This is a genomic window from Paenarthrobacter sp. 10L420, from assembly GCF_056395385.1.
In genome coordinates this window covers 370,136-389,564 of sequence record NZ_JBFTJK010000001.1, presented here as the reverse complement: position 1 = coordinate 389,564, position 19,429 = coordinate 370,136, and the positions used below count along the sequence as shown (strand labels likewise).

Sequence of the window (19,429 nt, the reverse complement as noted above, 5' to 3'; positions counted from 1 at the left end):
CGTATTCCGGAGGGGAAGCGGACCAGCCGGTTGGTGCTTAATCCTGGCCGAGTCCTGCAGCGGACGTCTTCTTGCCCTCTACCTCGTTCAAGGCCCGGAGGTCGAAGATGCCGTTGATGTCGGCCGTTTTGGTGGTGCCTGCGTCTACGCCGTCCTGGAGGAGCTTCTTGTATGTTCCGGCCAGCGGATCAGTGGTGAAGGTGATGTTCTTCAGTGCGCGGTCGATCACGTTGGCGGGGAGCGGCTTGCCGGCTGTGTCCTTGAGGACGGCGTTGATGGTGTTGGCCTTCTCTTCCGGCGTTGCGGAGTTCAGCCAGTTCACGGATTCAACATGGCCCTTGAGCAGTGCCTTCACAGTTTCCGGGTGCTCAGCGGCGAACTTCTTGTTCACGATCAGGATGGTGGTGGTGAATTCGCCCTTGTCCCACAGGTCCTTCTCGTCCACGAGGACTTTCGCGCCTGCTTCGAGGACCAAACGGGAGGCCCACGGCTCAGGCAACCACGCGCCGTCGAGCTTTCCGTCCTGGAAGAGCTTCAGCGTCTGGGCGTTTTCGGTCGGGTTGATGTTGACGTCGCCGCTGCCGTCCGGGTTGGTCTTGTAGCCCTGGTGGCCCAGCCATGCGCGGAGGGCTACGTCCTGGGTTCCGCCAAGCTGCGGGGAGGCGAGGACCTTGCCCTTGAGGTCGGCCGCGGAGTTGATCTCGGGCTTGACCACCAGCTGGGCGCCGCCTGCTGCTGCGCCGGCGATGATGCTGACGGACTCGCCGTTGCTCTTGACGAACGAGTTGATGGCCGGGTTGGGGCCGATGTACGTGGCGTCGATGGCGCCGGCGTTCAAGGCCTCGATCGCGGCAGGGCCTGCGTTGAAGATCTGGGTGCTGAGCTTGGTGTCGCCGAGGTCCTTGGCGATGATGCCCTTGCTGATGCCCACCAGGGCCGGGCCGTGCGTCACGTTGCTGAAGTAGCCAAGCTTGAGCTCAGCGGCAGGCGACGTTGTAGGAGCCGGAGCGGCCTCGTTGCTGCGGGAGACGGCCGACGCAACCGCTGCGCCTGCACCGATGAGCAGGACCAGGCCGACGGCCAATCCGATCTCAAGGGTGCGGCGGCGCTTGGGCTTGTTGGTCTCACCGGCGACGATGCGGGTGGTGCCGGAATCGGGCTTCTGTGACTCGGGGGTGTTTGCCATTGGGGAGGTCCTAAGGAGATGTGGGATGCGAAGGGGCGAAGATCAGGCCCCGTAACATCGCCCGTTCGGGGCAAGGAAGGACCATTCCGGAAAGGTCATGCCTTCACAGTAGGGACTGTCATATTTCGGCTTCAATCCCATAGAAACCAAGGTTCACGCAGGGTCACGTGACGTCATATTCAGCGCAGGGCCTTCAAAGTTGCATCGCGTTGTGCGGCACGTGCGTTCATGAAGGGTCACCTGGCGTCATGTTTGCTGCCAGCTCCGCGATGTCGCGCGGCGTCGTGCGGCAGCAGCCACCGATCAGCCGGGCTCCCCGGTCACGCCAGTCAGCGGCGTTCCCGGCGAGGGTAGTCGTGCCGTGACCACCTGCGGAAGGGCCCCACGTCTTCGTGACGGCATCGTAGGTCTCTCCCGAGTTCGGGTACGTGACCAACGGTTTGTCCGAAACTTCGTTCAGCGTCCCGAGAGCCGACGTCACCAGTTCCAGCGGCACACAGTTAACCCCGACGGCGGCCACCCGTGGTTCCGTACGGAGCAGCGCAGCCACTTCAGCCAGAGGCGTTCCATCACTGATGTGTTCCGCATCCCGCAGGGTGAACGTGAACCAGGATTCGACGTCGAACTCCGCCACGAGCGCCAACAGAGCCTCCGCTTCGGCGAACGACGGAAGCGTCTCGCACGCCAGGAAATCTGCCCCGGCTTCCACAAGAGCGGCGATGCGTGGACGGTGGAAATCCATGAATTCCGTGCGGGATAGCTTGTAATCGCCCCGGTATTCCGAGCCGTCAGCAAGGTAGGCACCGTACGGGCCCACGGATCCTGCCACCAGGAGTGGGCCACTGGAAGGGTTCGCCTCGGCGTGCTCACGCCTTGCCTCGTCGGCAAGCTGCACGCTCAACGCCACCAGTTCCAAGGCCTCGCGCTCCCCCAGGCCGCGACGCGCGAATCCTTGGGGAGTGGCTTGGTAGCTGGCCGTGATGGCCACGGAGGCACCGGCGTCGAAATAGTCGCGGTGGACCTGCTTGATCAGGTGCGGCTGCTCCAGCAGGACCTTGGCGGACCACAAGGCGTCCTCAAGATCACAGCCGTGGGCCTCCAATTCCGTAGCCAGGGCCCCATCCAGGACGAGGTCCTCGCCGGAGTCCAACAGGGTGCTGAGTGCTGTGTTCTGTGGCATGTAGTGATCTTCCCGCTAAATCGCTCAATGAAAAAACCGCAGCTTGTTCGAAATCCCCGCCGTACAAGGCCGGGAATTTCGAACAAGCTGCGGTCTATCTGACTCTTCGACCTTAGATGACGTAGCGCTCGTCTTCGTGGTCGCCCGGGTGGTCCTTGACCAGTCCGGCGGCAAGGGTGTTGCCGTCCATGGGATCGATCACCAGGAAAGCGCCCGTACGGCGGTGGTGCAGGTAGTTCTCCAGCGGCAAAGGAGCAGCCAGGCGAAGCTGGGCATGGCCGATATCGTTGAGCTCAAGGCTCGAGGCAGGCTCCACGTTGAACGTAGCCAGGTCAAGCTTGCCGGTGACGTTGCGGACCAAAGCCTGGACCGTGCGCGTACCGTGCTTCACCAGAACCTTCTGGCCTTCACGCAGGGGCTTCGGCGAGAGCCACGCCAACGATGCGTACAGGTCAGCCGTGCTTTCCCGGACCGTTCCTGCGGCAGCGATGGTATCGCCACGGGCAATATCGATCTCGTCAGCCAAACGAACGGCAACGGACTGCGGAGCAGCCGCTTCCTGAAGTTCCTTGCCAGCGAAATCGATGCCGATAATCCGGGTGATACGCGGCTCGTGACCAGGGCTCAGCACAGTGACTTCGTCGCCAACCTTGACGGAACCCTCGGTGATCTGGCCTGCGTAGGCACGGTAGTCACGGTAGGCCTCGACGTCCAGCCCACCAGCCACAGCATCAGGCGCCAGGGCACCCTGCGGACGGATCACCAGCTGGACCGGGAAGCGGAAGCTCTCCAGTTCAGCCTCAAGCTCATCGGCTGCCGGGAGGGTTTCAAGGACCTCAAGCAGTGCAGGACCGGTGTACCAGGGAGTGCGCTCGGAGCGGTCCACCACGTTATCGCCATCAAGGGCAGAAACAGGAACCACCAGCAGATCAGCAACGCCATCGGAACCAAGTCCCAGCTCGCGGGCAACCTTCTGCACATCGGTTTCGATGTCGCGGAAAACCTGCTCGCTGAAGTCCACCAGGTCGATCTTGTTCACGGCCACAATCACGTGGGCAACGCGCAGCAACTGCAGCACGGACAGGTGCCGGCGGGTCTGCTCAAGAACACCCTTGCGGGCGTCAATGAGTACGACGACGGCATCCGCAGTGGACGCGCCCGTCACCGTGTTCTTGGTGTACTGAACGTGGCCGGGGCAGTCAGCGAGGATGAAGCTGCGGCGGTCAGTTGCGAAGTAGCGGTAGGCGACATCGATGGTGATGCCCTGCTCGCGCTCGGCACGCAGGCCATCGGTCAGGAGGGCGAGGTCGATCCCACCCTTGTCCCCGCCGAAGCCGCGGTCGGCAGAAGTGCGGGCAACGGCGTCGAGCGTGTCAGCAAGGATCGCCTTCGAATCGTGAAGGAGGCGGCCCACCAAAGTGGACTTGCCGTCGTCGACCGATCCGGCGGTGGCGAAACGGAACAAGGTTGTGGGCAGGGCTGTTTCCAGCCCGGCAGCCAGTGTTTCGGTGCTCATTTAGAAGTAGCCGTCCTTCTTGCGGTCTTCCATGGCTGCCTCGGAGATGCGATCATCTGCTCGGGTGGCGCCACGTTCGGTCAGGGTGGAGGCAGCGACTTCAACTACGACGTCGGCCACGGTGCGGGCATCGGACTCAACAGCACCGGTGCAGGACATGTCGCCCACGGTCCGGTAGCGAACCAGCTTGGTGATGACTTCCTCGTGCGGCAACGGTTCGGAAACCTCGCCTACCGCACGCCACATGCCGTCGCGGGCGAAGACCTCACGCTCGTGGGCGTAGTACAGGCCGGGGAGCTCGATGTTCTCGCGCTCGATGTAGCGCCAGATGTCCAACTCGGTCCAGTTGCTGATGGGGAACGCACGGACGTGCTGGCCCACGGTGTGGCGGCCGTTGTACAGGTTCCACAACTCGGGGCGCTGATTGCGCGGATCCCACTGGCCGAACTCGTCACGCAGACTCAGGATGCGCTCCTTGGCACGGGCCTTGTCCTCGTCACGACGGCCGCCGCCGAACACGGCGTCGAACTTGTTGCGCTGGATGGCATCAAGCAACGGAACGGTCTGCAACGGGTTACGGGTGCCATCGGCACGCTCGGCCAGTTCGCCGCGGTCGATGAACTCCTGCACGGAGCCAACAACCAGCTTCAGACCAAGACGCTCAACGGTGCGGTCCCGGAAGTCGATGACCTCCGGGAAGTTGTGGCCCGTGTCCACGTGCAGGACCGGGAAAGGAACCTTGCCCGGCCAGAAGGCCTTGGTGGCCAGATGCAGCATGACCACGGAATCCTTGCCGCCGGAGAACAACAGCGCAGGCTTCTCGAACTCGGCGACAACCTCGCGGATGATGTGGATGGCCTCGGACTCGAGGGTGTCCAGGCTGGAGAGACGCTCGACTGAAGGGGCGTCGACTGCCGCTGCAACTTCCACCGTGGACTCCTCTGTTATGTACGTGCTCATGTGTGTAGTCCGCATTCTGTCTTGTCGGATCCTGCCCAACGGCCGGCGCGGGGATCTTCACCCGGTGCCACCTTGCGTGTGCAGGGCTGGCAGCCGATGGACGGGTAGCCCTGGCTCAGGAGGGGGTTGACGGGAAGGATGTTGTCCTCGGAGTACTCGACCAGCTGATCGAAGGTCCAGTCGACCATCGGGTTCACTTTGACCAGGCCGAAGCCCTCGTCCCAGGTGATCACTGGCGTGTTGGTGCGGGTGGGTCCCTCGTCGCGTCGAACACCGGTGAACCACACTTCGTAGCCCGCAAGCGAGCGGCGGAGCGGCTCTACCTTGCGCAGCGCGCAGCACTGGGCGGGGTCGCGGGCGAACAGATCCTTGCCCAGCAAACGGTCCTGCTGTTCCACGGTGTTCTCCGGGAGGACGTCCACCACGTTGACGCGCAGGTTCGCCGCTACTTCGTCGCGGGTCTCGTACGTTTCCTTGAAGTGGTAGCCGGTTTCGAGGAACAAAACGTCGACGCCGGGAAGCTGGTCCGCGACCAAGGCCGGCAGTACGGCGTCGGCCATGGAGCAAGCCACCGTTACCGCGGGCAGCTCGAAGTTCCGGGCCACCCAGGCGATGACATCGCGGGCGGGCGCATTCCAGCCAAGCTCTGCAGCTCCGGCTTCGGCCAGTGCCTTGAGTTCGTCGTGTGAGCGAAGTGCGGGGCGTGCCGGCAGTGTTTGGGGATCTGTCACTGGAGGTCTCCTTCGTCTGCGGAGAGTGCCCATTCGGCGAAGGTCTGGCCTTCGGCGCCAACGGCGACGAATTTGCGGACCACACGCTCCACGTAGTCGGGCAGGTTTTCGACCGTGACCTTGAGGCCGCGGACAGTACGTCCCAAACCGGCTTCCTCACGTTCGTTGTTAGCCAGCCCGCCACCGAGGTGGACCTGGAAACCCGGGGTGGGGTCGCCGTCGGGCGTTGGCAGCATCATGCCCTTGAGGCCGATGTCCGCAGTTTGAATGCGGGCGCAGGAGTTGGGGCAGCCGTTGATGTGGAGGGACAGTGCCTGCGGGAGCTGCTTGGTCTCCACGAGGTCGGCCAGGCGGCGTTCCAGTTCAGCAATGGCGGTTGCCGCGGTGACCTTGGTTTCCACAATGGCCAGCTTGCAGAACTCGATGCCGGTGCAGGCGATGGTGCCGCGTCGGAACACGGACGGACGGGCGGAGAGGCCCAGCGTGTCCAGTTCCGCGATGAGCGGCTCCACCTGCTCCTTGGCGATGTCCAGGATGACGAGCTTCTGGTGAGGAGTAGTGCGGAGCCGGTAGCTGCCGTGCTTCTCCAGGGTGTCCGCCAAGGTGACCAGCGCCTCGCCGGAAGTGCGTCCCACGGTGGGGGTCACGCCGATGAAGAACTTGCCATCCTTCTGCTCGTGGACGCCGATGTGGTCTCCGGGAGCCGTGGGCTTGGGAGCGGCGGGGCCGTCCGGGAGCTTGAAGCCGAGGTATTCGTCTTCAAGAATCTGGCGGAACTTGGCGGGGCCCCAGTCGTTCATCAGGAACTTCAGGCGGGCCTTGGTACGCATGCGGCGGTAACCGTAGTCGCGGAAGATGCTGGTGACGCCGAGCCACACTTCAGCGGCGACGTCGGCCGAGACGAACACGCCAAGGCGCTCTGCCAGGCGCGGATTGGTGGACAAGCCGCCGCCAACCCAGAGGTCGTAACCGGCACCCAGTTCAGGGTGGACAACGCCCACCAAGGCGAAGTCGTTGATCTCGTGGACCACGTCCTGGGAAGGGTGCCCGGTAATCGCCGTCTTGTACTTGCGCGGCAGGTTGGCCAGCTCGGGGTCGCCAATGAAACGCTCGGCGAGCTCGTGGATGAGCGGCGTGGGATCGATGATCTCGTCCTTGGCGATGCCCGCAACCGGCGAACCCAGGATGACACGGGGAACGTCGCCGCAGGCCTCGGTGGTGGACAGGCCGATGGACTCGAGCCGACGCCAGATTTCCGGCACATCCTCCACGCGGATCCAGTGCAACTGAATGTTCTGGCGGTCCGTGAGGTCGGCCGAGCCGCGGGCGAAGTCCACGGAGATCTGACCGATAACGCGCAGCTGCTCGGTGGTCAGCGCGCCGCCGTCAATGCGGACGCGAAGCATGAAGTACTTGTCCTCGAGCTCGTGCGGCTCAAGTGTTGCGGTCTTGCCGCCGTCGATCCCGGGCTTGCGCTGGGTGTAAAGACCCCACCAGCGGAAGCGGCCGTGAAGGTCGGTGCCGTCGATCGAGTCGAAGCCCTCTTTGGAGTAGACAGACTCAATCCGCTCACGGACGTTCAGGCCGTTGTCTTCCTGCTTCCAGGTTTCGTTGGCGTTGAGCGGCTCAGTGCCATCAACCTTCCACTGGCCGTGGGGCTTGGCGGCAGGGCGGGTGCGTGCTGGGCGCGAGGGGACTGCGGTGTCCGCGGGCGCACCGGCTACAGCTGTATCTGTCATACGTCGACTTTAGGTGTGGCCAGTTTTGGTCAGCAAAGGTCCGGAAACGCTAAGTCACCTAGGGAAACATTTCGTCACGAACACGCCAGCGGCCTTGTCCCAAGAGCCTGTATATGCAGGTCCTTTTTGGGCTCCCACCGCGCAAATAAAGCTTAGGACGCCCTTGCCAGTACGGCGTCAAAACGCTCCAGTGCTATCTCCGCGAGAACCGGCGACGGCAGCAGCGGAGCCGTAACAATGTCCGCTCCAGCCTTGGCCAGCTGGTCGTGGAAATAACCCGTTGCGAGCAGGTACGAGGCGATGAAAACCCTCCCGTTTGTCCCGTCTTCGGCGAGTTCGGCACGCAAGGAGGCAACGCCGTCGGGCACTGTTGGCTGCGCGCTGGCACCGTAGGCCACCCGGACCTTGTTCGGCAGCAGTTCCGCGAGGAGTCGTGCCTGCTCCTCAGAGTCCACAGAGCCGTCCGGAAGGGACGATCCCGCGGCAGCCAGCAGCACGCCGTCGTTCTCCTTCAGACCGGCGGCGCGCAAATGAGTAGCAAGCAGCTCCGCCAAGCGCGGATCCGGACCTAGCGGCCTCGCCGCCACTACTTCGGGCCGGCTCTTGATCGCCTTGGGCACGTCCACCTTGATGTGGAAACCGGTGCTCAGTAAAAGCGGCACGACGACGGCGGCAGTCCCCTCGGGCAGGCCCTCCACCACGCCGGAGAGCTCAGGCTCCTGCACGTCCACGTAGGCCTCAAGGACCTGCAGGCCGGGACGCTGGGCTTCAATTTCTGCCATGACGCGGCGGATGGCGGCCTGGCCTTCGGCGTTGCGGGTTCCGTGGGCACAGGCGATCAAAACGGGGCTGTTCATGGGAGCTAGCGTAACGTTGAGGCAGCACCTACTGAGAGTCGCAGGCAGAAAGAACCCGTCCACTTGATTTCCATCGACATTGTCCTTCTGTGGCTTGACCTGGTCGGCGTGTTTTTCTTCGCGGTCTCGGGTTCACTGCTGGCGGCCCGCAAACAATTCGACATCGTGGGTTCGGTGCTCCTGGCATCCATTGTGTCGCTGGGTGGCGGTGCGATCCGCGACGTCGTCATCAACGCCGGCCCGCCTGTGGCGTTCACAAATCCGGTCTACCTGATCCCGCCCTTGTTCGCTGCGCTGCTGGTGTACTTCCTGTTTTCTTCCGTGCAGCGCTTCACGTCACTGTTAACACTGTTCGACGCCGGCGGGCTGGCCCTGTTCTGCATCACCGGGACGTTGAAGGCACTCACTGCGGGGATGAATCCCGTGGCGGCGATCCTCCTGGGTGTCACCACGGCAGTGGGCGGCGGCCTGTTGCGCGACATCACCGCCAACGAGATTCCTACCCTTTTTGATGCCCGCGACATCTACGCGCTACCCGCATTTGTGGGGGCCGGATTGACCACCCTGCTCTGGCACCTTGGTTTGTTCAGCGGGCTCACCGCATGCCTGGTGGCCGGCATTGTTTTCGCCTTCCGTGTCACAGCATGGAGGCGCAGTTGGTACGTTCCCCTGGCCGTGCGCGGATGGCAGCGTGCAGGCACCGGCGGGGGCGCAATTTCGGGTGCCCGCGATTAGCTAGGATAAGAGCATGACTGACATGTTCCTCGAGAAGTTCCGCGCGCTGGTCCCAAAGTATCTCGAGGATGAATGGCAGGAAGAAGACGGGCTCACCTCCGAGGAACTGGACGAGGCCCTCGCCGACCACTCCTTCACCATCCCGCTGGTTCTGCGCGAGTTTTACCTTGCCCTTGGCGGCTGCGAGGACCTCATGGAGGCGTACCACTACTTCTGGGATCCCGAAGAACTCGAGGTGGATGACGAAGGCTTCCTCATGTTCCTGGAGGACGAAGAGGAACAATTCACCTGGGGCTTCCGCATTGCCGATGTCAGCATCCCGGACCCCATCGTCTGGCGCCGCAACAACGCCCGCGGCCAGTGGAAGAGCGAAGAAGGCACGTTCTCCGAGTTCGTCTTCGACATGTTCGAGTGGGCGTTCAACGACGAAGACTAGGTTTTGGCTGACAGCCCCTGCGCCCCCGCTTTGGGGGTGTGGGGGCTGTTTTGCTGTGGCGGCCTGTGGCGGCCTGTGCGGCCACCACCCACTTTGAATTTGGAACTGCCCCGACACGCCGCTTCGGGGGTGTGTTGCCGGAAAATTGGGGGTCAAAGTAGGTGGTTGCGGTACAAACTCACGACGGCGGAACCCACCCAGGCGCGTACCTCGCCGGCGCGAAGCGGCCAACTTCCCTGTTGAACAGGACTGCCATGACTTCGGCGACCATCCTCTCCGGGTGATGAACGACGTCCGCGTAGTAGTAATGGAGGCTCAATAGCCCTCTGCGGATGCCTGCGTTGTTCCTATACTGGTCCTTCTTGACCTGTTTTCCCTCAAGGTGCGTGCCGCCGTCGAGTTCAACGATCAGGCATTCGTTTACCAAGCAGTCCACCTCCCCTACGCCCGGGATGTCCACGTGCATCTGGACCCTAAGACCTGCCCGGGTGAAGTGGGTGTGCGCGAGTACTTCCAGGAGTGAGTCGGCTCGAGGCAGAACCAAGTCCAGGGTTTCCCGAACCTTGCCGTTCCTGTTGCCAGGCAGCTTTGATTCCAGGAAATCCTTGGAAAGGAGCGCCAAGCTGACCGCGCTCTGCACCATGACCAGCGCTTCGAGTTCAGGCAAACATCGGAGGGCGTGGATCAGGACATCGGCCACGCCCGCTATGGGCAGATACGAGTGGACTGGGTGCAGGCAGGCTCCGTGGTGGACTACACCCCGCCTCGCTTGTCCCGTGCTGCAGCTGAGATGGAGAGCGCCTGCGCCCCCTAGTGTCCAGAGACCATAGAAGCGCGCTGCCGAGATGCAGGTAATTAAGCCGTCGGCGCGGAAGGCGGCAACGACGTCGGGGTCTGATGCCCTCGACATGTAGACGCCGCGATGAAGGCGATTGACTACTCCGTCCCTCACTGCCTTTGTGAGCATGCGGCGACTAAAACCCGCAGTCATCAGGGTGGACGTGGTTGCTACTCCATGCCGGCTTCGGAGGAAATCGTCGATGTCCATACAGCCATGCTGAGTTCTTCGTGGCCTCTGCGACGGGCGCGGAGTCCCCTATGTGGATAACTGCCGCGTACCTCCCCCACCTGGTTTGGGGGCCCTGAGGTTGTGACACACCCCAAATTCGGCGAGTCCCTTCCTCCGAAAATCCGAAGTTAGTGGTGGAGGATCGGCGCTTGGTTGTAAACCGCTCTGCGGGACCGCAAAAACCATTGACGCGAAGAGTTGCATATGTGACAGAATTGTCATAAGCTATTTACGGATCCACTAAATGCCTCCGGTGGGTCTGATGCGAACGGAGATTGTGGTCCCGGTTCGGTGCAGCGTATGACTCGTAACGTTGCAGCGAGCCGGGGCCATTCCGTTTTTCCGGGGGACCCAAAGTTTCGGCGCGTACGGCCACCACCCACTTCGGTTCCACCGATGGCACAACACACCGCAACCACCGGCGTGTCACCACGCCCGCAGCCTCAAAGTGGGTGGTGAGGGTACACCAAGGCCCGGGCCCAAAATGTGGGGGAACAAAAAGCAGGCGCCCGGCCCACGAAGGTCCGGACGCCCGTCAAAAAAAGGGAAGCTAGCTGCTCCGGTCCACCACTGCGTGCGCGAAGTTCGTCAGCGACGCCTTCACAACGCCCTCCGGCAACGGGGCCAGGGCAGCAACGGCCTCAGCGGACCACTGGCGGGCGATCTTCCAGGATTCGGTAGTTACCGGGTGTTCGCGCAAACCAGCCACAGCATCGGCAAGGGCTGAGTCAGAGCTCAAGTCACCGTCCACCAGTTCCAAGAGTGCAGCAGCTGACGAATCACCTGCAGCAGCATCGCGGCGCAGCAGCAGCACGGGCAGCGTGGGAACACCTTCGCGGAGGTCAGTGCCCGGGGACTTTCCGGACTTGACCTTCACACCGGTGACATCAATGACGTCGTCGGCCAGCTGGAAGGCCACGCCAACCTTTTCGCCGTACTCAACCAGGAGATCCTCGAACGCCGGATCGGCACCGGCAAAGATCGCGCCAAGTTGGCCGGAGGCTGCAACCAGGGATCCGGTCTTATCGGCGATGACGGAGAGGTAGTGCTCCACTGCGTCTTCGTCCTCGCGAGGGCCGACTGTTTCGTGGAGCTGGCCGAGGCAGAGGCGTTCGAAGGTGCGGGCCTGGATGCCAAGTGCACGGGAGCCGAGCTCGGAGACGAGGATGGAGGCGCGGGCAAAGATGAGGTCGCCGGTCAGGATGGCCACGGAGTTGCCCCACACTTCGTGGGCTGTCGGAGCGCCACGACGGAACGGTGCGGAGTCCATGACGTCGTCGTGGTACAGGGTTGCCAGGTGCGTCAGTTCAACCACAACCGCCGCTTGCACAACCTCGGGACGTGAAGCATCTCCAAGGTGCGCGCACAGCAGAGTGAGCAGCGGACGGATGCGCTTGCCGCCGGCTTCCACCAGGTGACGCGACGTTGCGTCAGCAAGGGGATCCGAGTTGGAGATGGCTTCGCGAAGCTTCTTTTCCACGCGGGCGAGGTTGGTGGTGATGGCTGGGCCGAGTTCGGCGTCGCCGGCGATGGCGGCAAAACCGGCGGGCAGCTGGAGACCCGTTGCGATCGCGGTGGTGTTGGGGGCAGGCTCAACAGAGTCCGGCAGGCCGTGCCCGGCATGCGTCCAGCTGTGTTCGGCAGAGTTCGTCACGGCTTAACCCTAACTAGTTGTTGCGGAAACCGCGGTGTCGGACTCTGCGCGCTTAAAAGGGCGGACAGAGGAAGTGTTGGACGTCGCCGGGACGAGCATCTCAAGGACGCGGATCACGCGGTCTTCGAAGCCCTTCGCGGACGGATCCGTGAGGTTGGCCAGCATACGCACCACAAAGCGCATCAGCACCGGAATCGGCATACCTGTGCGCAGGGCAAGCTTCATCACGGCGGGCTTGCCGATCAAGGAAGCAAACATTCGACCCAAAGTGAAGTGCGATCCCCACTGGTCCCGCACATAGTCCGCGTACCGCGAAAGGTGGGCGTCGGCGTCGTCGGCGGTCCACCCGGCGGAGGCCGAGCGTGAAGCAGAGTCAATCAGGAACTCAGCCGCGAACCGGGCCGACTCCATGGCATAGGAGATGCCCTCGCCGTTGAACGGGGACACCATGCCGCCGGCGTCCCCCAGGAGGAGCAGCCCGGGCGAGTAGTGCGGCGTGCGGTTGAAGCCCATGGGCAGCGCCGCTCCGCGGATCTCCCCCACCTGGTTTTCGGGGGTAAAGCCCCAGTCGGCGGGCATTCCGGCGGTCCATTCACGCAGGACCTGCTTGTAGTCCAGCTTCCCGAATTCCTTGGAAGAGTTCAGTATGCCGAGGCCGACATTGGAGGTTCCATCACCGACGCCGAACACCCAGCCGTAACCGGGTAGCGGTTTGCCCGACTTGCCGGGGAGCTCCAGCCAGCCTTCCATCCAGTCGTCGTCGTGCCTCGGAGATGTGAAGTAAGTGCGCACGGCGACACCCAGCGGGCGGTCGTCACGCTTATGCATACCCAGCGACACGGCGGTTCGCGTGGAGTTGCCGTCCGCAGCGAGTACGACGTCGGCATGGAAGTCGCGCGTTTCGCCGGTCTTGCGTCCGGACTCGTCAAGGATGGATGCGCGTGCACCGATGACGCGGCCGTCGTCGGACTGCAAAGCTGAGGTGACGCTGTGGCGTTCAAGCACGACGGCGCCCGCGGCCTCCGCATGCCGGGCCAACGACTCGTCGAAGCCAAGCCGCGTCCGAATCAGCCCGTACGTGGGAAAGTCTGAAACCTCGGGCCAAGGCAACTCAATGGTGCGGCCGCCTGCAATGAGTCGAAGCCCCTTGTTTCGGCGCCAGCCCTCGGACTCAGCATGCGGCAGTCCCAGCTTCTGGATCTCGCGGACGGCGCGCGGTGTGAGACCGTCGCCGCAAACTTTTTCGCGGGGAAAGGAAGTCTTTTCCAGGACCGTGACATCGATGCCGGCCTGGGCGAGATAATACGCGGCGGTGGACCCAGCGGGCCCCGCGCCAACAATCAGTACTTTCACGTCGTCCTAAATGAGTGGCACGTCAGCTGGGCTGGCTGCCGGACCGGCGCGGCTTGATCTGGCGGCGAAGCTTGGCCACGGGAACGCTTTCGCGGTGCTCGGCCGGCTTCTGCGCGCGGTGTACCGCAACGATGCCGCCGCTGAGGTTGCGGTAGGTGATGTCTGTCCAGCCTGCTTCGCTCAGCCACTGTGCCAGGTGGTCCTGATCCGGCCAGGCGCGAATGGACTCGGCGAGGTACACGTACGCATCCGGGTTGGAGGAGACCTTCGTGGCGATGGCCGGGAGGGCTCGCATCAAGTATTCGGTGTAGAGGTTGCGCCAGAGCGGCACCACGGGGTGCGAGAACTCGGCGATGACCAGCCGACCGCCGGGCTTGGTGACGCGCAGCATTTCCTCGAGGGCCTTGCGGGGTTCAACAACATTCCGCAGGCCGAAGGAAATGGTGGAAGCGTCAAAGCTGTTGTCCGCGAACGGCAGGTTGGTGGCGTCTCCGGCGATGAAGTCGATGTCCGGGCGGCGGCGTTTGCCCACTTTGAGCATGCCCAGGGAGAAGTCGCAGGCCACAACATTCACGCCTGCATCGGCGTAGGGCTCACTTGAGGTGCCGGTTCCAGCGGCGAGGTCCAGGACCTTCTGGCCCACCTTCACATCCATGGCATCCACCACGATCCGGCGCCACCGACGCGTCTGCCCCATGGAGAGGACGTCATTCACGACGTCGTATTTAGGGGCGACATCGTCAAACATCGTCGCAACTTCGTCCGGACGCTTTTCCAAGGATGCTCGGTTCACCTTGCAATTGTCTCAGACATTCAGCCGACTTTGCTGCGCTGTAGAACTCGGCTCAGGTTCTGGCGGCACGCGGGAGTACTGTTGTTCCATCATGACGAGCACGCTCCGTACCTTGACAGTCCCCCTCGATGTCGAATCATCCTCCGGGGGGCTGCCGTCGTTTCTGGTCCGGGACGACGTCCTCTGCTGGTCACGCCGCGAGGCCGGTCTGGTGGGGTACGGGGAGCTGACCCGGTTCAACGTCTCAGGCCCGGAGCGTTTCCTTGAGGCCGATATCTGGTGGCGGCACCTCATTCTTGAGGCCGAGATCACCGATCACGTGGACATTCCAGGCACTGGCCCGGTGGCGTTCGGCTCGTTCGCTTTTTCCAAGATGTCCCCGCACGTTTCCCGGCTGATCGTCCCGGAGATGGTGGTTGGCATCCGCGATGGCCGCGCCTGGGCCACGCAACTAACGTTCGACGACGTCGAGCTCACCGAGGCGGGCGTCCTCGCCGCCCTGGACCGCTGGCTCACTGAGCCCGAGCCAAACGGCGACGGCTCAGCGGCAGGAGGGTCCGACGTCGGGCTGTCACCTGAAGCTTTTTCGCCCAACGGTGCGGCTGGTTACCTCAGCCGCGGTTCCCTGAGCGAAACGGATTGGATGCAGGCCGTCTCCAACGGCGTGGCGGAAATCCGCACCGGCAAGCTGGAGAAACTCGTGCTGGCGCGCGACGTCGTAGCCAACCTTCCTGCGGGGGTGAACGCTGCTGAGGTGCTTCGCCAGCTGGCGGCACGGTACCGGGAATGCTGGACGTATGGTGTGGACGGCTTGGTGGGTGCGACACCTGAAATGCTGATTCAGGTGGAGGGTCGGACTGCCCAGGCCCGTGTGCTGGCCGGAACGTTGGATCGCCGCGACGCCGAAGGTGTGGACGGATCCCCCATGGCTTATGCCGAGCGCGTTCTGGCCGGATCTGAGAAGCAGCGCCACGAGCACGAGATCGCGATTGATTCGCTGACCCGCCAGCTGGCGCCGTTTTCCGAGGCGATGAACTCCCACAGCGAGCCCTTCATTCTGGAACTGCCCAACGTCTGGCATTTGGCCTCGGACGTCAAAGCTGAGCTCGCTGACATCGAAGGCCATGTGCCCACGTGCTTGGCCCTGATCAACGCCCTGCATCCAACTGCGGCCGTGTGCGGAACACCCACGTTGGTTGCCGGTGCCCTGATTCGAAAACTGGAGCACCTGGACCGTGGCCCGTACGCCGGGCCGGTGGGTTGGCTGGACGCTGCCGGCAACGGCGAATGGGGCATCGCCTTGCGCGGCGCGGTCATCGAGGACGCCAACACAGTGCGCCTTTACGCGGGTTGCGGAATCGTGGAAGGTTCACAGCCGGAGGCCGAGCTTGCCGAGACCTGGGCTAAATTCCGGCCGATGCTTGAGTCGCTGGGCATCCAGCGCTGAATCTGGGATCTCAGACTGGGACTCGCGGGCGGCACTTGCATATTCGCTAAACTAGTTATCCAATAGTGAAACTTAGTTTCCTGTGATGCACATCTCAGGTTCGGCGCTACACTAAAACCGACTTAGTTCAGCATCCACTGCAACAAAAGGTAAAAAACATGCAGATCTCCCGTTCGGTTCTGTCCGGCACCAAGATGGCCGCCGTGCTCGCAGCAGGCGTCCTGGCCCTGACCGCTTGCGGTGGCGGCTCCTCCACCCCGGCAGCCTCGAGTGAATCGGGCGGCCCCAAGCTCATCAACGCCGGCAAGCTCACCGTGTGCTCGGATGTCCCCTACGAGCCCTTCGAGTTCCAGAAGGACGGCAAGATCGTCGGCTTCGATATGGACATCGCCAACGAACTGGCCAAGGACCTTAAGGCCGAACTCAACGTGGTGGACAGCTCCTTCGAAGCAATCGAGACCGGCACCGCACTGACTGGTTGCGACGTCTCCATCTCCTCAATCTCCATCACAGACGTCCGCAAGAACGTCATGGACTTCTCCAACCCCTACATGGACGACGACCTGACCCTCGTGGCTACTACGTCCTCGGGCATCAGCAACCTTGATGGCGCCAAGGGCAAGAAGGTTGGTGTCCAGCAGGCCACCACCGGCGCCCAGTATGCCAAGGACAAGGGAATCGACGCCCAGCAGTTCGAAGACTCCGGCCTCCTGGTCCAGGCCCTCAAGGCAGGCACCATCGACGCCGCCGTCGGCAACCAGTCGGTTCTGGGTTACGCCATCATGGACGATTCCAAGCTCAAGCGCGTTGAGGACTACGCAACGGGCGAGAAGCTGGGCATCTCCATCAAGAAGGGCAACACGGCCATGACTGATGCCGTCAACAAAACCCTGAAGCGCATCACCGATGACGGCACCCTGAAGAAGTTCCAGACCACCTGGTTCGGCGAGACCACCAAGAAGTAGTCCGAGCCCCGGCTCCCAAGAATCACGCAGGCGGGCCCCGCAACGATCTGTCCAGGCAGTCCGTTCGGGGCCCCAGCTGCGCAACACGAATGTGAGAACACCATGGCAATGACTACACGTCAACGAGCCAAAGTCAGTCTGAACGTCCAAGCCGGGATCTTCGTTGTGGCAGTTGCCGCGTTGATCCTCGCCGTGGATTGGAAGACCGTTGGAAACAGCGTCTTCAACTTCGCCAAAATTGGCCCGATGTTCCCCGACATCTTCCTCATCGGCCTCAAGAACACCCTTATCTACACAGCGCTTGCCTTCGTTGTGGGCCTCTCCGGTGGTCTGCTGCTGGCACTGATGAAGCTCTCCTCTTTCCCGCTGTACCGCTGGCTCGCCACCGGGTACATCGAATTCTTCCGTGGCGTCCCCGCCCTGCTGGTGTTCATCGCCTTTGGCTACGGCGTTCCCCTGGCCTTCGGCGTGCAGTGGGATGTGAACATTGTGGTCATGGTTTCCCTCGGTATGGTGGCTTCGGCATACATCGCTGAAACCCTGCGCGCAGGCCTCCAGGCTGTCCCCCGGGGACAGATGGAAGCCGCCCGCTCCCTTGGAATGCCGCACTGGCGCGCGATGGTCTCCATCGTCATTCCGCAGGCTTTCAAAATCGTCCTGCCGCCGCTGACCAACGAGGTCATCCTCCTCACCAAGGACTCCTCGCTGATCTACGTCCTGGGCCTCACCGCGTCCCAGTATGAGCTGACCAAGTTTGGCCGCGACGGCATCTCCAGCCTCGGAGCCGGGCTGACCCCATTGCTCGTGGCCGGCGCCTTCTACCTGGTCATCACCATCCCCCTGAGCCTCCTGGCACGGAAGTTCGAAAGCCGCTCCGCGCGGGCGAATCGATAGGCAGGACAGTCATGAACAACTCCAATGGGAGCACCTCCGTTCGCGCCGCTGGCGTGAATATCCAGGACCTCCGCAAATCCTACGGAAGCAATGAGGTCCTCAAAGGCATCTCGCTGAACGTGGAACCAGGCCAGGTTGTCTGCCTGATCGGCCCTTCCGGTTCCGGAAAGTCCACCCTCCTGCGCTGCGTGAACCTGCTTGAGCACCCGAATGCGGGCACCATCAACGTGGGCAAGTTCGAGGCAACCGACCCCGACGTGGACCTCAACCGCATGCGCCAAAGCGTCGGCATGGTGTTCCAGCACTTCAACCTGTTCCCCCACCTGAGCGTGCTGGACAACTGCACCATCTCCCAGATGAAGGTCCTCAAGCGGTCCAAGTCCGAGGCCGGTGAGGTAGCACGCCGCAACCTTGAGCGCGTTGGCCTTGGACACTTGGCTGACCGTTTCCCGGACCAGCTCTCCGGCGGCCAGCAGCAGCGCGTGGCCATTGCCCGGGCACTGTCCATGGATCCGCAGCTGATGCTCTTCGACGAGCCAACATCTGCCCTTGACCCCGAAACCGTGGGCGATGTCCTCGCCGTCATGCGCAAGCTGGCCCAGGAAGGTATGACCATGCTGGTGGTCACCCACGAGATGGGCTTCGCCCGCGAAGTTGCTGACCGCGTGGTCTTCATGGACGCCGGCGTCGTAGTCGAAGAAGGCCCCGCAGAACACGTCATCAGTGCCCCGACCCAGGCGCGAACCAAGGAATTCCTGCGCCGCGTCCTGGACCCGACCCACATCGACGTCGTGGAGGACTAGCTCCTTCCGGCTCGCTGACGCCACGCAAGTTCGTTTAGCGCCGCGCATCTTCTTCAGCGCCACGCCAACGGGAGGGCGACACCTATATATAGGTGTCGCCCTCCCGTATTTGTGTCCGCTACGAATTTGCGTGTCCTGCAGAAGCACGACGGCGGCGGGGAACCCCGGCTCTCGCAAGCTCACGTTCCAGATTGCTAACTGTCAGGTCACTCCACACCAACCGGAACACACTTCTCCCTGTGGCACGTATCGCATCTTCGCGGCTCTTCTCCTCGATCACAACCTGAGAGGGTGTCCGGCCCTTCAGGAATTCCGGTTTCAGATACTTTTCGCGGCCGTCGAATTCCCCCACCACCCTGACGTCCTTCCAGTAATAGTCCGTATAGACGACCCCTACTTTCGTTCGAACTTCATACTGCAACTCGGGAGCAGCGAAACCGGCGAGATGCATGAGCCCCCGACAGTAGGACTCCCCCGGCGAACCTGAATTTGTAGCAGCAAATTGAACAACCGCTGCCACGCGCTTTGCGGCGGCCTTCGAATACCGGGCATCAATATCATTCAGCAGCTCATCCCTCGTTACGGGTTTGCGATGACGTCCCTGGGATAAGAGGAAATCCATGGGAACAACAGCCTCGGCAAATGGCACGGAGGCTGCGATGTCCAGTGCCGTCCTGACCCGGCCCGTCACCAGGAAACCGTTCGTTTCCTCGGCTTCCTGGAGACCATCGCTGACATAGTGCCGTCGGACGCCTGCTCTGGACCTTCCCCCGCCGGCGTAGGAGCTGAGTGCGTGAACGGGTTGTCGTCCGACGATCGTCGGAATGCCATGAATGGTGGCCGCGGAGTGGTGCGAGAACACCGTGGCGGACGTAAATGTCTCAGCAGCAGCCGCAACACTCAGGGCATAACGCTCCCATCTCTCCAGGGCTGCCCAGCTGTTTGCATCGACATAGACTCCGTGGCGGACTCTCACGAGATTCCCACTCTTCGCTGCCATCGACAGTTTGCGAGAGTCCCCGCCAATGAGGGATAAGTCCTTGGCAAGAATGAGTTTGGGTAGGGTCCGCATGGAGCAAGTCTTTAGACTCGCCCGGTCAAAGAGGAGGGC

18 protein-coding genes are annotated in these 19,429 nt (G+C 62.7%); 6 read left to right on the top strand and 12 right to left on the bottom strand.

All coding sequences use genetic code 11. The annotated features are described in order from the left end of the window. Positions 1–37 precede the first annotated feature (37 nt). From AC1DD5_RS01775 to AC1DD5_RS01745, 7 genes are all read right to left on the bottom strand, one after another. Positions 38–1,186: an ABC transporter substrate-binding protein gene (locus AC1DD5_RS01775; RefSeq protein ID WP_477519588.1), complete on the bottom strand. Its 1,149-nt coding sequence runs from the start codon at positions 1,184–1,186 to the stop codon at positions 38–40. Between the two features lie 226 nt (positions 1,187–1,412). After that, a complete protein-coding gene (mmuM, locus tag AC1DD5_RS01770; RefSeq protein WP_477519587.1) occupies positions 1,413–2,366 on the bottom strand; it encodes a homocysteine S-methyltransferase in 954 nt (317 codons plus the stop codon). 112 nt (positions 2,367–2,478) lie between these two features. Next, a complete protein-coding gene (locus AC1DD5_RS01765; RefSeq protein ID WP_442016486.1) occupies positions 2,479–3,882 on the bottom strand; it encodes a sulfate adenylyltransferase subunit 1 in 1,404 nt (467 codons plus the stop codon). After that, complete coding sequence (cysD, locus tag AC1DD5_RS01760) at positions 3,883–4,842, bottom strand: sulfate adenylyltransferase subunit CysD (protein WP_477520438.1); 960 nt, start codon at positions 4,840–4,842, stop codon at positions 3,883–3,885. After that, entirely contained in the window at positions 4,839–5,573 is a 735-nt protein-coding gene (locus AC1DD5_RS01755; RefSeq protein ID WP_477520437.1) for a phosphoadenylyl-sulfate reductase, read from the bottom strand. The genes cysD and AC1DD5_RS01755 overlap by 4 nt, the downstream gene beginning before the upstream one ends. Next, complete coding sequence (locus AC1DD5_RS01750; protein ID WP_477520436.1) at positions 5,570–7,312, bottom strand: nitrite/sulfite reductase; 1,743 nt, start codon at positions 7,310–7,312, stop codon at positions 5,570–5,572. The genes AC1DD5_RS01755 and AC1DD5_RS01750 overlap by 4 nt, the downstream gene beginning before the upstream one ends. A gap of 152 nt (positions 7,313–7,464) precedes the next feature. Then, positions 7,465–8,232, bottom strand: a complete 768-nt coding sequence (locus AC1DD5_RS01745; protein WP_477520435.1) for a sirohydrochlorin chelatase — start codon at positions 8,230–8,232, stop codon at positions 7,465–7,467. On the opposite strand from AC1DD5_RS01745, the gene AC1DD5_RS01740 reads away from it, so the two are divergent. Together AC1DD5_RS01740 and AC1DD5_RS01735 are read left to right on the top strand one after the other, a co-directional pair. Further along, complete coding sequence (locus AC1DD5_RS01740) at positions 8,233–8,904, top strand: trimeric intracellular cation channel family protein (protein ID WP_442004539.1); 672 nt, start codon at positions 8,233–8,235, stop codon at positions 8,902–8,904. It begins immediately after the preceding gene. Positions 8,905–8,917: 13 nt separating this feature from the next. After that, positions 8,918–9,340: a hypothetical protein gene (locus tag AC1DD5_RS01735; protein WP_477519583.1), complete on the top strand. Its 423-nt coding sequence runs from the start codon at positions 8,918–8,920 to the stop codon at positions 9,338–9,340. 178 nt (positions 9,341–9,518) lie between these two features. Here the strand turns inward: AC1DD5_RS01735 and AC1DD5_RS01730 are convergent, their stop codons facing one another. From AC1DD5_RS01730 to AC1DD5_RS01715, 4 genes are all read right to left on the bottom strand, one after another. Then, on the bottom strand, positions 9,519–10,388 hold the full coding sequence (locus AC1DD5_RS01730) for a type IV toxin-antitoxin system AbiEi family antitoxin domain-containing protein (RefSeq protein ID WP_477520434.1): 870 nt from the start codon (positions 10,386–10,388) through the stop codon (positions 9,519–9,521). A gap of 571 nt (positions 10,389–10,959) precedes the next feature. Beyond that, positions 10,960–12,063: a polyprenyl synthetase family protein gene (locus tag AC1DD5_RS01725; RefSeq protein WP_477520433.1), complete on the bottom strand. Its 1,104-nt coding sequence runs from the start codon at positions 12,061–12,063 to the stop codon at positions 10,960–10,962. A 9-nt stretch (positions 12,064–12,072) separates the two neighbouring features. Further along, positions 12,073–13,416 carry a geranylgeranyl reductase family protein gene (locus AC1DD5_RS01720; RefSeq protein WP_477520432.1) on the bottom strand — a complete coding sequence of 448 codons (1,344 nt, stop codon included), beginning with the start codon at positions 13,414–13,416 and terminating at the stop codon, positions 12,073–12,075. Positions 13,417–13,438: 22 nt separating this feature from the next. Then, positions 13,439–14,209, bottom strand: a complete 771-nt coding sequence (locus AC1DD5_RS01715) for a demethylmenaquinone methyltransferase (protein WP_431116086.1) — start codon at positions 14,207–14,209, stop codon at positions 13,439–13,441. Positions 14,210–14,300: 91 nt separating this feature from the next. On the opposite strand from AC1DD5_RS01715, the gene AC1DD5_RS01710 reads away from it, so the two are divergent. From AC1DD5_RS01710 to AC1DD5_RS01695, 4 genes are all read left to right on the top strand, one after another. Next, the gene (locus AC1DD5_RS01710; RefSeq protein ID WP_477520431.1) at positions 14,301–15,656 is read left to right on the top strand and encodes an isochorismate synthase; all 1,356 of its coding nucleotides are present in this window, start codon (positions 14,301–14,303) and stop codon (positions 15,654–15,656) included. A 158-nt stretch (positions 15,657–15,814) separates the two neighbouring features. After that, positions 15,815–16,621, top strand: a complete 807-nt coding sequence (locus tag AC1DD5_RS01705; protein ID WP_442004545.1) for an ABC transporter substrate-binding protein — start codon at positions 15,815–15,817, stop codon at positions 16,619–16,621. A gap of 102 nt (positions 16,622–16,723) precedes the next feature. Then, positions 16,724–17,515, top strand: a complete 792-nt coding sequence (locus AC1DD5_RS01700) for an amino acid ABC transporter permease (protein ID WP_477519578.1) — start codon at positions 16,724–16,726, stop codon at positions 17,513–17,515. Between the two features lie 11 nt (positions 17,516–17,526). Then, a complete protein-coding gene (locus AC1DD5_RS01695) occupies positions 17,527–18,318 on the top strand; it encodes an amino acid ABC transporter ATP-binding protein (RefSeq protein ID WP_442004547.1) in 792 nt (263 codons plus the stop codon). 118 nt (positions 18,319–18,436) lie between these two features. Here AC1DD5_RS01695 and AC1DD5_RS01690 read toward each other — a convergent pair whose 3' ends face one another. Next, a complete protein-coding gene (locus AC1DD5_RS01690) occupies positions 18,437–19,390 on the bottom strand; it encodes a hypothetical protein (protein WP_477520430.1) in 954 nt (317 codons plus the stop codon). Positions 19,391–19,429: the final 39 nt, after the last annotated feature.

Excerpts from the sequence above, each read along its gene's own strand:
- AC1DD5_RS01700 (WP_477519578.1), top strand. The coding sequence starts at position 16,724 with ATGGCAATGACTACACGTCAACGAGCCAAAGTCAGTCTGAACGTCCAA.
- mmuM (WP_477519587.1), bottom strand. The coding sequence starts at position 2,366 with ATGCCACAGAACACAGCACTCAGCACCCTGTTGGACTCCGGCGAGGAC.
- AC1DD5_RS01705 (WP_442004545.1), top strand. The coding sequence starts at position 15,815 with ATGCAGATCTCCCGTTCGGTTCTGTCCGGCACCAAGATGGCCGCCGTG.
- AC1DD5_RS01775 (WP_477519588.1), bottom strand. The coding sequence starts at position 1,186 with ATGGCAAACACCCCCGAGTCACAGAAGCCCGATTCCGGCACCACCCGC.
- AC1DD5_RS01750 (WP_477520436.1), bottom strand. The coding sequence starts at position 7,312 with ATGACAGATACAGCTGTAGCCGGTGCGCCCGCGGACACCGCAGTCCCC.
- AC1DD5_RS01695 (WP_442004547.1), top strand. The coding sequence starts at position 17,527 with ATGAACAACTCCAATGGGAGCACCTCCGTTCGCGCCGCTGGCGTGAAT.
- AC1DD5_RS01690 (WP_477520430.1), bottom strand. The coding sequence starts at position 19,390 with ATGCGGACCCTACCCAAACTCATTCTTGCCAAGGACTTATCCCTCATT.
- AC1DD5_RS01710 (WP_477520431.1), top strand. The coding sequence starts at position 14,301 with ATGACGAGCACGCTCCGTACCTTGACAGTCCCCCTCGATGTCGAATCA.
- AC1DD5_RS01730 (WP_477520434.1), bottom strand. The coding sequence starts at position 10,388 with ATGGACATCGACGATTTCCTCCGAAGCCGGCATGGAGTAGCAACCACG.
- AC1DD5_RS01765 (WP_442016486.1), bottom strand. The coding sequence starts at position 3,882 with ATGAGCACCGAAACACTGGCTGCCGGGCTGGAAACAGCCCTGCCCACA.
- cysD (WP_477520438.1), bottom strand. The coding sequence starts at position 4,842 with ATGAGCACGTACATAACAGAGGAGTCCACGGTGGAAGTTGCAGCGGCA.
- AC1DD5_RS01735 (WP_477519583.1), top strand. The coding sequence starts at position 8,918 with ATGACTGACATGTTCCTCGAGAAGTTCCGCGCGCTGGTCCCAAAGTAT.